General features: G+C 35.5%; 10 protein-coding genes. 1 reads left to right on the forward strand and 9 read right to left on the reverse strand.

The window, feature by feature from the left end; genetic code table 11:
- From JE46_RS24775 to JE46_RS24365, 7 genes are all read right to left on the reverse strand, one after another.
- On the reverse strand, positions 1 to 128 hold a 128-nt coding region (locus tag JE46_RS24775; protein WP_157505985.1), incomplete at its 3' end, for a transposase.
- Positions 129 to 257: 129 nt separating this feature from the next.
- The gene (locus JE46_RS23435; protein WP_031457726.1) at positions 258 to 551 is read right to left on the reverse strand and encodes a hypothetical protein; all 294 of its coding nucleotides are present in this window, start codon (positions 549 to 551) and stop codon (positions 258 to 260) included.
- A gap of 11 nt (positions 552 to 562) precedes the next feature.
- Entirely contained in the window at positions 563 to 3,910 is a 3,348-nt protein-coding gene (locus tag JE46_RS23440) for a DUF6443 domain-containing protein (protein WP_083480931.1), read from the reverse strand.
- Positions 3,911 to 4,003: 93 nt separating this feature from the next.
- Positions 4,004 to 8,053: a DUF5977 domain-containing protein gene (locus JE46_RS23445; protein WP_031457728.1), complete on the reverse strand. Its 4,050-nt coding sequence runs from the start codon at positions 8,051 to 8,053 to the stop codon at positions 4,004 to 4,006.
- Positions 8,041 to 9,699 carry a T9SS type A sorting domain-containing protein gene (locus JE46_RS23450; RefSeq protein WP_031457729.1) on the reverse strand — a complete coding sequence of 553 codons (1,659 nt, stop codon included), beginning with the start codon at positions 9,697 to 9,699 and terminating at the stop codon, positions 8,041 to 8,043. Before JE46_RS23450 ends, JE46_RS23445 begins: the two co-directional genes overlap by 13 nt.
- 733 nt (positions 9,700 to 10,432) lie before the next feature.
- Positions 10,433 to 10,945 (reverse strand): PRC-barrel domain-containing protein, encoded by a 513-nt coding sequence (locus tag JE46_RS23455; protein ID WP_031457730.1) that lies wholly within the window; start codon positions 10,943 to 10,945, stop codon positions 10,433 to 10,435.
- Between the two features lie 42 nt (positions 10,946 to 10,987).
- The gene (locus JE46_RS24365; protein WP_167343463.1) at positions 10,988 to 11,149 is read right to left on the reverse strand and encodes a hypothetical protein; all 162 of its coding nucleotides are present in this window, start codon (positions 11,147 to 11,149) and stop codon (positions 10,988 to 10,990) included.
- A 310-nt stretch (positions 11,150 to 11,459) separates the two neighbouring features.
- Between JE46_RS24365 and JE46_RS23460 the strand changes: the two genes are divergently transcribed.
- A complete protein-coding gene (locus JE46_RS23460; protein ID WP_035137071.1) occupies positions 11,460 to 13,007 on the forward strand; it encodes a S41 family peptidase in 1,548 nt (515 codons plus the stop codon).
- A gap of 636 nt (positions 13,008 to 13,643) precedes the next feature.
- Here the strand turns inward: JE46_RS23460 and JE46_RS23465 are convergent.
- Both JE46_RS23465 and JE46_RS23470 read right to left on the reverse strand, forming a co-directional pair.
- Positions 13,644 to 14,126, reverse strand: a complete 483-nt coding sequence (locus JE46_RS23465; protein WP_031457732.1) for a hypothetical protein — start codon at positions 14,124 to 14,126, stop codon at positions 13,644 to 13,646.
- A partial coding sequence (locus JE46_RS23470) for an RHS repeat domain-containing protein (RefSeq protein ID WP_031457733.1) occupies positions 14,123 to 16,065 on the reverse strand: 1,943 nt, incomplete at its 5' end. The genes JE46_RS23465 and JE46_RS23470, both read right to left, overlap by 4 nt.

Below are 16,065 nucleotides of genomic sequence, written 5' to 3' on the forward strand. Positions count from 1 at the left end.
CATCTTCTAAGACTAGTTTTTTCAAAATTGTTCTCTTGTGCAACTGAATTAACTGAACGGTTGCTCTCTAAAACATCTTCTACACAACGAACTTTGAAATCATAACTGTATTTAAATTTTCTTCCCATAAAAATGCCCCAAATAGTGTCTAACTTTTTGGGGGCAGTTCAGTTTGGAATGGCTTTTGATTTAATTCAATTAATTAAGTACTAATGAAAAAAAATGATTAATTCTATTTTATCGTAAGTAACTCGAATTTATAGAATTGGATTATTTTTTTGACTAATTGCTCTTAGTATACTTGCGACTCTATCGAAATCAACATAAGTTAAAATTCTGGTTGAATCATTTTTAAGTAATTTTACTGAATCTAAATCATCAAAAAGTGAAGCTTCATGTATTATATCTTCCTCATATGAATCCCATTTTTCAGTTGGAATGATTCTGTAAAAATCATCATCAAAAGTAAGCTCATCACATCCTTCACTTTTTAATTTTTCGATTATTTTGAAAAAAATAATTTCTAATTCTTTAATTTCAATCTTTTTCATAATTAATATATTTATTCAGCCATTTCTTCGAACACTGGTGCTATTCCTAAGTTTAGAGGATTTAATTCATCAATAACTTTCCCCATATCATTATTACCAAAAGTCTTTACTCCAAAATTTTCCACAAAATTAGTTAATGATGAGACAGTTTTTATATATGTATCAGCCCTCTTATTGCCAGTCAAACTTGAAGATGTCGGAGCAACTAATGGTGCAACCATTTTTGTAGAGTTACCACTGCTAGACAATAATTTATTCACTTTAGCTAATTCCCCTTCTTGTTTTTTAATTTGTTTTTCTAATGCAGTTGCCCGTCCTTTAGCCCTTTGTAATAATACTTCTTGAGAAGGATTATCTTGTGTCATTTTTTTTAATGCTTCCTTACTAGAATTGCCAATAGGGTCTTTATTAAAGTCTTTAAGCTTTTGCTTGTGTTCTACTATTAGATTTTTAAGCGATTTTTGAGATTTCAATAATTCTTTTATCTCTGGTTTAATTGCCTTTTTTATTGTTGTTTTACCTACTGCCTTTAAAATTCTTTTGAAAAAATTCTTTATTGGATTTCTACCATCGGGGTCATTATATAATACTGGATTGTTCCATGCAAATGAATAAGGAGACTTGTCAAGTTGTTCTAATTCATCTGTTTCAGGGTCAATTGTCATAAATCTTCCAATTGCAGCATCGTATTGCCTCCAATCCATCGCCGTAACATTCAGTCCTAACTCGTCCTGCAGTTCTTTTCCGTTGTACTTATACTTATTATTAGTAGCTACATAATCATTATACCCTTTATGTTTTAAACCAAAAGGATAATAATTATTTTCTTCAATAATCTCAAGAACGTGAGTTATCGGATTTTGTGCGTAACTGAGTCGTATGTTTCCTAAATGATCTTTGTACTGAAACACATACGAAAGTACATTGTTATCGTTTTTAACATAACCTTCTGCTGTGGGGAAGAACTCTAAAATACTGTTCTTGTACTGATAACCTCCTAAATATTGCGTGGTGGTTGTTACAGTTCCTTCTTTTACAATTTTCTCCAGTTTCTGCCCTGCTGCATTGTAAATATACTCAATTGTGTTTCCGGTGCCAAAAATTATTTTTTTCGGAAGATTAAGATGGTTATAACTAATGCTGGTAATGTTTTTGTTTTTATCGATTATCAAATTACCATTGTCATCATAGCTATAATCATCCCCTGTTTTATTAACATCATTAAAACCACTGGTATTGTTACTGGTGTCGCTTACTTTACTTAATCTGTTGGAATTGGCCGTGTATGTATAGCCCAAATTATCAATTTCTATAGGCTGAATCTGAGGATCGGTATCTCCGTTTCGGACAAGAAGCAGAATGTTTCCATTTTTATCATACGTCAGGCTTTCGTTGTAGGCATTGGTCGTCAGGCTGTTTTTTTCATAAACTGCGTTTTTTAGCCTGTTGAGTTTATCGTATTGGTACCCGTAAGCCCTTTCTGTTGCATCTGCTGCTGTTTTCCAGAAAGTCTCTGAAATATTGCCATTGTACAACCCGTTGACATCTGTGATCCCTGTCTCTGTGGTATTATAATTTATCTTAAAGGCAAACTGGTCCACAGGATCTGTTCCCTGCTGTAAATTATCAATTTTATTGATTCCGGTAAGCCAGCCTCTGATATTATAACTAAAATCAACCTTCTGTAATGGGTTTCCGGTACTATTGCCCACTTTTTTACTTTCTAGCTGTCCTAATGCATCGTATTTATTATCAGCCATAAGCTGCACTGCTCCTCCGTTTATCTGATGGGTATGGGTCAGCAGGCGATCCTGAGCCGAATAGGTAAATTCTTCTCTTACGGTAATTTCGGCAATACCTGATACAGATTTGTGTTTTGTAATTGTATATTGGGCTTTCCCAACAAAATCCAGCTTACTGTCAGTATAAGTATAACCGCCTAAATGATTTTGTGTATAGGTTCTGACTGGTCTGGCTTTATCATCATAAAAAGTGGTACCGGTTTCTCCCACTATTGATGACGGTGTTGTACTAACCCTTGTCCAGCTGCCGGTTGCCAGCGTTTTTGCATTAGCCAAAACCGATTGTCCTTCGATAGCTGTGGGAATTGATGGAGCATTAGGGTACGCATAATTATCATAATAATTTACCGTTAACAATTTAAAACTCGTTGGGGCTATAACATTACTATAATTTACACTTATACCATCAATGGAGCCGGATGTTTGTTTGGTTTCAAATAAAGTGGCTGCTGAATTTTGAGCTACCTGCAAGGTATTTCTTGCTGCAGCATTGCATGTTGTATTATTCCATCCGGTATAAATTGGTCTTCCAAAAACATCATATTTTGTAATGATCCAGCCTACCGCGGTATCCTCTTTAAAAGGTGATATTGCAGGTCCTGTGGCTACCGGCCTGTCGAGTTTGTCATATACAATAAATTCCCATTGTTTGCCGGGAAGTTTTTTCTCGACCAGGCGATTGCGGTTATCATATTTATACTGATAGCATAAACCATCCAACACTTCCTGACTAATTGTTCCTTCTGCCTTTGGAGGAATTACATACGTTAGATTTCCGTAAATATCATAGACATAATAGGTATCATGCTTAGACCCCAAATCATACGTTCTTTTTAAAACTATCTGACCTTCTTTATTTTTAAACTCTACGGTTGAGCCGGAAGTTTCTGCCGGATTTGCACTCGTGTTTTCATCATAAGTAACATTCTTATACAATTGATTTTTGGCATAATTTCCTTCGTCTGTAAAAGCAATTTCATATAAACCTGAACCTGAGTTCCAGCTTGCAGCAGCTTTGTATAATTTTACCTCACTGTCTGTATTGGTTTTATATTCAAATTTGATTTCATGGCCTTCGTCCATTGCCCAGGAAGTTCCTGGGGCAGACTGTTTCAAAACCCGGTTAAGAGGTGAAGCCTCAAACTTTTTTTGAGAAAAAGGATTTGAAGCATTATCATATTCTGGTTTATTATAAAAAGCCGTTACATCGTTTAGGGCTGTTACGACATCTATTTTTAAATAGCCCGTACCTCCATTTGCAACAGCATAGGGCAAATATTCCTTTTCCTGACGTCCAAACGGGTCATATTCTATTGGAGTTACAATATTTTCACCATTACCGCCCTGACCAATGGCTATGGTCTGGACCGGACGTCCCAAACCATCAAAATAAGTTACATTTTGTGTCACCTGATCTTTGGTAAGTGTAGTAAGTTCTGCGGTCTTGACTCCTTTTTTTGGAGCCACTGTATAAATGAAGTTATCATCGCTAAAGGTTTGGGCCTGCAAACCCATACCTGTAAATGATAACAAAATGAATAGTATATATTTTTTCATGTATAGTATTAAAATTTAATAAAGCTTGTTGATCAGCTTATTGACCATGATTTTCTTTGATAATCAAATGTTATTCTATTGCATAATATATCTCTAAGGCTCTGTAGAAGTGGTACAATCTATGGTTATTACTTCTGAACCTGTTTTTGTAAATGTTGGAGAAGTTACAGAACTGCCAGTTCGAATAAGTGTACTATACAATGCACCCCTGACTGAACTTGAAATAATGATACTCTTATAATAAGTACTTGCCGCACTAACCATTACATAAAAAGTATCTCCTGAGGAAAGTGTTCCACTGGAGGTCCCCGAAGTAGATCTCGTTAAATAGCTCGAACCATTTTTGTACATATAGCTGGTCCCTGATTCTCTGCTAAAATTCAAAGTACAGGTATTGGATACCGGAGCAGATGCAGTAGTCATTAATACCGCCGTACTTAAAGCACTATTACCAGAGGCATTGACAGCCTGTATCTGGATACTATAAGCCGTTGAAGCTGTTAATCCGGATAATGAACCCGTGTTGGTAGCCGAGGTGATCCCGGTATCTGTTCCGTTTTTATATATTTTGTAACTGGCAGCACCGGCAACTGCTGTCCAGGAAAAGTTTAGCGAGGCAGCCGTAGCACTGGTAAATGTTAATCCTGTAGGTGCAGCAGGTGTTGGTATACTACAGGTTCCGTTGGTGTTGGCATAAGCCTGACCATCGGTATTAAACCTGGTAAGTCCTTTTGAATCTGCATCTGCTTGTGAAACTGTCGAGGTTTCAACCCCTTGAGCCTGATTATAGGTTACACTTGACCCCACTTCTCCGGATGCGCAGTTGTTTCTTGTAAAAGAGCCGCTTCTGGCAGTACTTTTATACACGGTTCCACTTGCAAAACTAATATCACAATCAATCTGCTGCCCTTTATAATTATAGCAGTATTTCTGAAGGACATTAAGATCTTTGTCCTTTACAAACTGTAATCTTCCAAGAGCATCATATTCGTAGTAAGAAACATTACCTCTTGGGTCGGTTATACTGGTTACTCCTATCAAAGGGTTATAGGTATAAGTAGAGATAAAAGCATTGGGGAATGTAGCCCGAAAAGTGTCTAAAGCATTTCGCAGCAATTGCTCTTTACAGCTCGCTGACACACAATTATCATGATCTGCATCTGAAAGAGACTGTAAATTTGTTATTGTTCCCACCGGAATTAAGCTATAAACTGCATTTTCTATTTTTGCTACAGGCTGTGTTTTGTTATACCCCCAGATGATAGATACAGGCATCCCGTTTTCTAATGTATACTGCAAAATGTTTCCTTTGTCGTCATATTGGTCATAAGTGACTTTTTTGTCTTTTGCACTATCAATTGCATCTGCTCCTTTATTGGCGTACACATATTTTGGAAGCAATAAATTAGCCGTTGAGGCATCTTTTGCGTAAACTATTTTCTGATCAGACAACTTGTTTGTATTGTAACTTCTTACCGCTAAAGGAGTTCCTATCCTGTTTTTACTGATTAGTTCACTAACAAACGGCTCGCTTGACATTTCCGAATCTGTTGGATATAAATATTTGGTTTCGAGCGTTTCGCCTTTTGAATTGACTACTTTTTTGCTTTTGAGCGAAGTAAGATTTAAATCATAATCAAATGTCGTTGACTGAACTATGGAATCATTTGCATAATAATTAATATTTTCTTCTTTTTGCAGCATATAATTTCTGGGCTGATACCTAAACCATGCAGCCTGAAAGTCAAGTAATGGTCTTGGATATTGAAGCATACAATCCCCCATTGCTCCACCCCCTCCATAGATTCTCTTTTCTCTAACAATTTTTGTATTTAGAACATATAAGATTTTATTGTTATCAGGAATACTTGAAAGAAGTAGGTAATCATTCTTTTGTTTTGCTTTTAAATTATTATTTTGATCTTTAACCAGTTTAGCACTTAATAGTCCTATTGCAAAATACTCATGCTCTGCCTGAAGCGAATTTGACATTTCCTGTCCGTAATAATAAAAAATTGTTTTTCCGTTATTTACTGGCTGATTATTGCTGTACGTGCCGGAATCTATTTTTTCAACTGCACTGTAAAGTACGGGACTGCCCCTAAAATTAGACAACGGAAATATACTTGTGAAATTATAAAAATCCCGTCTAATATAATTAGGTGGAGAACATCCCATGTTGTCCTGGATATGGTATCCTGAGTAAAACTGAGGTCGCTGTAGCATAACCCCGGTACTTTTATTTTCCTGAGAATAATTGTAAACTGTTGTAATGCATTCATCGTTAAAGTCACAATTTTTAACCTGTTTCACTCTTATACCCCCAACTGTCTGATTGAAATGATCTGGACGTTGTTTTACCGCTACATCAATCGAGGCTGTAGATCCTATCCCTGAGATCGCTTTGATACGATAGGTTCCCGGATTATTAATTACTTTTTTTTCTGTCCCCGTAAAACTATTGGTTTGTGGAATCCATGTAAGTTCTTTTAACCACGTCTTATTAAAACTAAAAATAGCATTTGCTTCATCATCTCCTTCTTTTAGCAAAAGAACTTTTGTATCTCTTTGCTCCTGATTTTGGGTTATTTCAGGTTGATTGGCAACAAGATATCTAATAATAACTTCTGTTGGTACGGTAGTTACAGTAAATGTTTTCTCATCTGTTATTCCATCATGAGCAGAAGTATTAGCGATTCCCCTAGTGGTAACCGTTCCATCCGATTCATAAGGTAGGTTATAATCTATCGATCTCAAATATGCCATATTAGGCTCATACTCTATTAACGAATATCCTTTTGTCTGGTAGAGTATTTTGGTTAGTGCACCAATTTTAGTACTCGAAAAATCCGGTTTCAAATAGGGGTTATCATCAGGCAAAGTAGTACTGCTATAAGTTGCCAGTCTGCCATTTTTATTATAGTATCCCCATAAATCTTTTTTTACATAATCACTGTCTGCTGTCATTACAGGGTATGGAGTACTCGTATCATATTCCATCTCGTTTATAATCTGTCCATTGAATTTAACTTTCAACAAGTTCGTTCTTTTTCCTGTCCATCCCGAATAAACAAAATCATAACTTTTGACCGCAACATTAGCTTTATTTTTGACTAATAAATTACTTATAACTGCAACTCCTGACTCTGTAGGGTTGTTATTGTATTGCAATTCAATAGTGTAATCATTTGTTGTAATCTTTGTTAATATACTACTATCTACACTACTGTATGTCTTGTGTGTAATTAGTTCGTACCCCTGATTGGCTACATACAAGGTACTGTTTGAGGTTAAAGTCTGGCTTACATTAAGATCAGAAAGATAATTATTGTTACTATATTCAAATGTAATCTTATTGGAAGTTGTCGGAAAATTGATTTCTCTTAGTAAAAAGGATGAGGTATAAATTGATGATTCTGCTCCCACAGATTTACCAGAGCCTTGTAATATATCAAAAATATAATTGGTCCCTTTCTCATCTGTTACGGTGAAACCGTTATATGAATAACCTGTTACTTTATAACTCGAATTTTTCAAAAAAATAGCATTATTATCTTTATCCAGATAAAAACTACAGTTAAGGTTTCCTGCATTTACAATATATTTATCAGGTTCCCCATCAAATATACCATTGCTAAGAGATTCCAAATAATGGTTTATTGTTGTCTTTCCTGATGGAGAAATATAATCATCATATGGCGGAAGTTTATTTACATATTTATATACCCATTCTTTTTGGTATTCACGATTTGTATCATCTAACCCATTAATAGAATGCAGTATTGAACCTCCAATATTAAACGTCCACCCAACTCCGGCATATCCTGGTGCTTCATCCAATAAAAGCCCTGAGTAATTATAGGACAGATTAATAGGCATTGAAAAATCGCCTTCTTTGATTTCAAAAATGGGAATCGTATAGTTCATTCTCCCCGTCGAAATATCTATTGGAATTTCTCCTACTTTGGAAATTGAAGCAGCCTGAGGAGAGGCAACCGTAATATTAGGAATATGAGATTTTAGCGCATCTGCTTCCTGGGATTTTGCGTCTTGAGAATTGATTAATAAAATGATGATATAAAAAATAAGAGCATATTGTTTCATCTGTGTTGTATGTGCGTTTTTGGTGTTTAATTCCCCCATCCTTTAATAACTTTCACTGTTTCTGTTTTTACATTGGTTTTTATCTTTACCAGATAGACTCCCTGGGCATAATTGCCCAAATCAATTGGAACCGTTCTGCCTGAAATTGTAAAATGCTGTAAGTTGCGTCCCATGATATCTATAACAGTGGCTGTCCCTTCTTTAAAATCATGTCCTATTATCACGTTTGTAAACGGTCCCGCCGGGTTGGGAATAGCTTCGATTGTAGCTTTTACTTTCTCTGCTTTAGTCTTATCTTTGAGTTTTACGACCCAAAAATCATTACTGCCAATAGCAGAGTTCTTATCCTTAGAGGAATTGGAATTGGAAGTTCCCGCCATTAAATAGCCTCCGTCACGGGTTTCAAACAATTTTCTTAAAATATCCTCTCCGTTGCTCCCAACTGTTTTGTTCCAGATTTCCTCTCCCTGCCCATCAATTTTCAAAGCGATATAATCATTAATGCCATCCTGTTCTTTTCCAACTCCTGCTTTTTTTGCCATATCATTTAGCAATGACCGTTTTGCTTCTGTTTTTGCATATCCCCCAATTAGATAGCTCTGATCTTCGTTTACCACCATAGAAGTCAAAATATCCACTTTGCCAAAATCATAGGTTTTACTCCAGATAACTCCTCCTTCACGATCCAATTTAAGAACCCAGTAATCTGTTCCATTACTCACAATTCCGCCTAAAGGTGTTAAAGGATTCCTGCTGTTAGAATTTCCCCCTACAATATAGCCTTCCTCTTTGGTCTGATAAATAATATAGGGCTGGTCATCGCCGTCTGCACCATAGGTTTGCTGCCACTCTATAGTTCCGATTTCGTTTATCTTGATTATCCAATAATCACCGGCTCCGCGGCAGCCATCGGTTTTATCTCCTGAAACAGGCGAATTTGAATAACCCGCCAAAATATAACCGTTATCTGATGTTTGCTGTATGCTTCGTAGTAAATCTGCATATTGTCCGCCAAATGTCTTTTGCCATTCAATAACTCCTTCTTTATTTAATTTGACAATCCAATAATCCATATTGCCCCTGCTCTTCTCTGATTTACTAAATAAATCTTCCTTAACAACAGCAGTAGAATTTTCGATTAGTTTATTGCTCGCTATTGGACCAGATGCTGACGAACCGCCTAAAATATACCCCCCGTCTTTGACCTGAAAAGCACACAATACTTCATCCTGACCATTTCCCCCTATTGTTCTTTGCCATTGTTCTTCCCCTCTTGCGTCAAGTTTAATTACCCAAAAATCAGCCAGTCCTTTACAAGGTTCTTTTTTTTGAAAACCCTCAGATGAATTAGAAGTACCTGCCAGTATAAATCCCCCATCACGGGTACCTTTTACACTTTGTAATAAATCAAATCCACTTCCGCCAAAGCTTTTTTGCCAGTCAGGATCCCCTTTTTCATCCATTTTCCAGATCCAGTAATCCAAATCGCCATGATTGTCTTCGGTTTTATTTCCGGTTTTGTCTGACAAAGAACTTCCCGCCAGAATAAAACCATAATCTGCAGTAGGTATGGCGTCAAAAAGATAATCGGCGTGCTTGCCGCCATATGATTTTTCCCAAAGGATGTCCTGAGAATAAGTTAAAGCCGAAATAAGAATAAGAAGGGATAAGTAAAGTTTTTTCATAAGCACTTTTACAGGTAATTGAATCATTTTATTTTCCGCAAATCTAATGAACATATCTGTAAAAATTTTCTGGTTCTTAGTCTTTTGGTTTCTTTTTTTGATACTATAACAAAGAGCAAAAAAACAACCTGCTGAAAACGAATGATTTATAAATTTCATATTTTTAAAATCAGGTATTTATACTTAGGATTTATACCGACAAGCAATATGTGTCCCAAACATCTTTAAAACTTAGAAAATATAGCATGATTGTATGAAATTAAGATGTTTCGGTAAGGAAAACTGGAACATTTACGCCAATTACAATAGTCATAATTGCATTAAAACTATAGATTGCAAGTATATTTAGACTACCATCGATTTTATAGGATTACCAGGATCTCCAACTGAAAAAAAATTGGTATAATTAAAAGCTAAATTTTAAAAAACAGATTTGAATCATAAATTATGGTAACAAACAATTCACAATAATCTTCTAAGAACTGGTTATATATTTCGATGTTCCCCCGCTACAAAGATAAAAGCTTCAGATTTCTCTGAAGCCTTTTTACTTTTAACTACAAAAACTGTGTAAAGTGAGAGATGTTTATCAGCTTTTTAGAAAGAAACTTTTTGAGGAACAGGGAATTTTTACCTAATAAAAAAGACCAGACATTCTTTAAATATCTGATCTTTACAATTTCATCTTTACAAAATTATCTATTTAAAAGATTTAACTATTTTAAGGTACACCCTAGCGTCCGTCAAATTCCCTGCGGTTGTAAAAAGCATCATCATCACTTTTAGATCCGGATCGGGACTCCTCATCAGCATAGTATGATTTTAATACACTTCTTTCGTAGTTCCTGTCAAAATTGTGCTGTATATTATATCTTCCTGTTCTCCTGAAAGTATCATAGGTTATACTGTTGGCCATGACAATCTTTGTGTCTTTATTGATGTTTACAGACCCAATTGGAATAATCAGATGGCTGTCTCCTTCTTTGTACATAAATTCTCTCCCATTGTCATTTACTATCGTATCATGAACCTCATGACGGCTGTCGTCAATTAATTCTTTATCAACTTTCACGTCCAGATATACCACACGCTGCATGTCTTTGTTTACCCATAAATTGTCAATTTTGCCAATAGTCCGATTGTCAGCATCAACGATTTTCCATCCTCTTACATCAGAATAGTTTGAAGCTACCTTATAATCTGTAAGTTCGTCCAGCCTGTATAAATTTTTGTCTTTATTCTCCATGTTCTTTTTAATTTTATCAATTATATCTTCCTGGTTTCAGGCTTACTCTGCAATGGTATCTGTACCCGAAACGTTCTCAATGGTGGTTTCGCTCTGCACCTGATCGTCTCTTAAAAAGACATAATATACCAATCCAGCGATCAAAAGCACTGCAACAATCCATGGCCAGACTGGCCTCTTTTTCTCAATTTTAATTTCTGCCATAACTTTATGTTTTTATTTTATGAATATTTTAACTTTATCATAAAGTTACAAATGAGATGAGCGTGTAAAGTATTTAATTTCAGACAGATGTTATAAAATTCCCAGCAGATAAAAAACCTCAATTATCACTATTAGTTATCAATAAGATTTGTCTTAATATAAATTTTATCTTATTTTTATCATAAGAGTATCGGTAAGAATTGTCAATAGTGAATATTAAACTATTCAAAATTAAAACTATAAATATTGATTTTCCAGACTCTAATTATTGTGCACAGATCTTTTTATAATCAAATAACGGTATGTCTTTATGAATCATAAAAATCTGATATCAATTTTTACCATCTTATTATTTTTGTTGTCTGGTAAAATTCAGGGACAAAGCTTTGATAAGGATAGCTTACTGATTTACAATAAAATGCTTTCAAAAAAACAGATCCATGAGGACCTTAAAATACTCCTTGCCATACGTAAAAAAGTAAATTCGGGATTGTATCAATATCGCTCTAAAAAACAGATAGACAGCATCTACAACACTACTATTAAAAGCATTAAAAAACCTATGAGTGTTATCGATTTTTACAAAATAATACTCCGTCTGACCGATTATGAAGGAAGTGTCCATAACTATACTATTCCTAACCTTGATTTGATAAATTTCCTGAACAGACAAAAATCATTTTTCCCTTATCCTCTTCTCTATATTAACGGACAAATTATTTTTGATGGTCAATCGTCAGATATACCGCCCGGTTCGAGAATAAAAAGTATAAATGGCGTAACTGATGTAGAATTGATGCACTCTTTTTATAAATACTATACTGCAGATGGTCACACTATTACAGAAAAGTTATCGGCTAGTGTAAACAAATCATTTGGGATAAACTATCTGTTGGAATATGGTCTTCATGATGTATTTGTAATAGAATACATCTCCCCAAAATCTGAATCTACTAAAAAAAAGGTGCTTCCTGCGGTAACGCTGCATGAGAGAGAAGCAAACATTAAAAACAGATTTAGTGCCCCAGTTACTAACCTGACAGATTTCAGGAAACAGTCTGCTTATAGTTTTCACATGCTTAATCCTGATACAGGTATATTAAATCTGAGATCTTTTGGCATGGCATCCGGATCAGACGATCCCAAATTTGAACCGTATGTGCAATTTTTGGACAGCGTTTTTAACACACTGGACAAAAACAAGGTTTCTAATCTGATCATTGATGTTAGAAATAATCCCGGAGGCAGTGACCCTAACTTTGAACAGCCTGTAATGTATCTCACAGATCAACCATTCAAAGAAAATGTACAGGCTACTATACTCTTTGACCCCAACTTTTTACCTTACGAAAAATATTTTTGGGGTGTTTCAACATCAGAACGACTGGATAGTGTTTCAAGAAAAATGGGAAAAGAATACCTGAAAGGTGTTTATCCGGTTTTCAAAAATAATATAAGCATACAAAACCCAAAATACAATCCGGTTTATCATCCTAAATCGCCCTTCTTTAAAGGCAAACTCTACCTTTTGATTAATGAAAATGTGGCATCAGCAGCTTCTCATTTTGCTTCTCTGGTAAAAGCTTATGTTCAGAATGTTACCATCGTTGGTGTTGAGACCGTTGGCGGTTACTATCGTCATAATGGACATACGCCACTGGTTTATGAACTTCCGAATTCAAAGATAAAAACACAATTTTCAATTGTAAACCTGGTACAGGATGCACCCAAAAAAGATAATCAGCCAGATGGCCACGGTATTATGCCAGACTACGAAGTATGGCCTTCTTTAGATGATTTTTTCCAACAGAAGGATACGCAAATGGAATTTACTCTTAAACTTATAAAAATGAAATAATCGTAATTTTTTATACTTCCTAAAACCTATAAAAACTCGGAAGAAATCTGGAGTTTTTTTGTTTTCTGAATAAAAATCTTTAGCAATCTTTTTTGCGCTCACAATCGGAGCATTACATCATCATTATCACTTTAGTTAATCATTTCTTAATCCGTTAAGAAAATTATCAGCAGTACTATAAATTCGTCTTATCAACGCGTATGAAATAAGCTCTGTTTAAAAAATTGATTTATACTACACTTTTAAATATTGCAGTTTTTCAGGGAATTGTCTTAGGCTTAATTATTTTAAAGTCTTCCTTGTTCATTAGTAATTCAAATAAATATCTGGCCTATTTACTTTTTACGCTTTCCATTATTTTACTGAATCATATTTTTGAGATTGAAGATGCCTTTTTTTACTTTAAACCCTGCTGTGCGAATTCTCCCGACTTCGTACCCGTTCCTATATGCCACAACAACGTTTTTTGGCAGTTGCATACTCAACGATACCCCTTGAAACACATACAATTATAAGACATTCATGGAAAAAATCGGGAGACTTTTATACTATTTTATGGCTTTCAAGAACTTTTAAAATTGCGCAAAAGTCAGGAGACTTTGCGGGTACGGAAAGAATTTCTGAGCTATCGTTGAATTATTTTTTAAACATTTGTCTATCTAAATGCTTCTTTAAACTATCAGCTTTAATTATATTTTTTTCTACGCCCCAACCATTTCGATACAATTTTTCTAACTCATCTATACATCCAATTTGATTTTGTTCTGCTCCATCATTCAAAAAAAATAAAGCTAATTTTTTTTGATCATCTGATAATAATTTAAAATCTTTTGTTGTACAAAATCTTTTATTAGTAAAAATTGATAGTAAATCCATATAAACATTATGAATCATTTCTTTATTATTATGTTTATAAGACATAATTAATGAATATGAAAGAAACTCATTATAATTACCTTGATTATAATAATATTCTCCTAATAAAACATAGGCATTTCTATTATTGCCTTCAATTACTTTATTTTGGTATTCTTTAAGCTGTTTTTCGCTTAAACCATCGTGGTTTGAGCAACCATGAAAAATCATACCTACTACTAATATTAAACTTATTGCTCTCATCTCTTAAAATCTCCATAGTTATAACCATTACTATATTTCGTCCAAGTTTGAACGGGCTCCCAATTAAATTGTTTAAATAAACGATACTCTACTTTATAATAACGATCGATTGGTTTACAAATTATTGTTAGATTTTTAAACCCATCAGCAACTAACCTATTAGCGAATCCACAACTAAAACATGCTTTTAACTCTAAAGTTATACTTTTCGTCATTCCACTATCAATATAATCTTTCCACAATGGACTTAATTTTGATAATATTGAACTAAACACTTTAGTATTTGTAATTCCATTTATTGATCCATTTGTCCAACCATGCGAATAAAGTTTAACTGTATTTGCGGGTAAATCGGCATCATCATTAGCGTAGTCCCATAAGGCATAATGATCGTCATCATTTTTGTCAAACCAATTGATTTTATTTCCTATTTCAGAATCTTGACTAACAGCAGAACTAGATTCGGTGTCTGCTGTAACAGTCATTTTCATCGTCGCAAAATTCAGTCCACTAACTACAAGACCAGTAACTGCTCCCTGCCAGAAATTACCTCCAGTCAAAGCCGCTCCGGCACCACCTGAAACTGTTCCAAAAGCAATCATACCAGCTCCTGAACTTGCGAAGTTTCCTGCTCCATGATAATTACTATTTGGTCCTCCTCCTCTCCAGGCACTCGCCGCAATACTACTCAAAGCCCCCGAAGCAAAACCACTCCAAAACTTACCTCCTGAAATAGCTGTCATGCCACCCTGAAAAGTTCCATAAGCCACAGCACTAACTGCAGCCCTGAGATAGAAATTCGTAATCGTACTGGCTGCCGTGCCAATCCCAAATGTCACTGCCGAAGTTGCCGCTCCGATAAATGTAGCTTTAGCCAAACCACCAATACTAAAAGGCACATCCGCCAGTAACGCTGTAATAGTGTAAGTTGTAAATGCTATTGCAGCGCCAATTCCTATAGCTGCCAAAATCTCATACGCTTCCCCACTAGGATCCGTATACATCAAAGGATTGTTCAATACATACGAATACCTGTTGTAATTTTGTGTATTCTCAGGCTCCTGTATAAAATTATCCGGCATTAAAAAAGAACGTAAAACAGGATCGTACAAACGACCGTTCATGTGTATCAGCCCTACTTCGGCCAGATGTTCGTGGCTGGTATAACCACGATCCAGCATCATCAGGGCTGCCCCTGTACCGTTTGTAGGCAGAGTGATTGCCACACCATTTTTCTGCAATTTGGCCAGATTCCCCCACGCATCAAACTGGCGTCTTTCTACTGCTGTACCTGTGTTGTCTGAAATAGCGATAATGCTTCCCAGATAATCCCTGTGAAGATAATATTTTTTGTCTGTAATGGCACCTGTAGCAACCGTTTTTGTTTTTTCTGTATACAGAGGCGCTCCGTAGGCATCTCCTCCTACGTAAGTTCTTATTGTAACTTCTGTCGGGGTTCTTATAATCTCTACCGTCCCGTCGTCTGTATAATTTTTGGTTTTGGTATACACGCCTTCTGCTCCGGGAGTTGGGATCTGATAGCCAAACTTCATGGCCTGTCTTGACAGATGGGAGTTATACGTAAATGTCGTACTGCCCTTATCGCTTTCGTTTATCGATATTGGACTTTTAAACATATTGTAGCTCACCAATTGTTTTGGCAGATTGTTGTAATAGGCCTCACCCTCTGTTGTCAGTTCTATTTCCTTCTTCTGGTAAATACCGGTATTGAAATTACCGTTGTAGGTTACTGCACCCAGTTTGTTGTTATTGGTAATCCTTCCCCTGTCGTCATAGGTATTCGAATCGACAATACCTGTCAACGGGTTGGTCCAGTTGGTTAGTCGGTCAAGAGCATCATACGTAAAAGTTTCTGATGTTCCCAATGCCACATTCTGGCGGCTGCTCAATGTTCCTTTTATGGCATTAAAACTATAGG

This window comes from Flavobacterium chungangense LMG 26729 (assembly GCF_000735715.2).
GTDB classification, from domain to species: Bacteria; Bacteroidota; Bacteroidia; order Flavobacteriales; family Flavobacteriaceae; genus Flavobacterium; species Flavobacterium chungangense.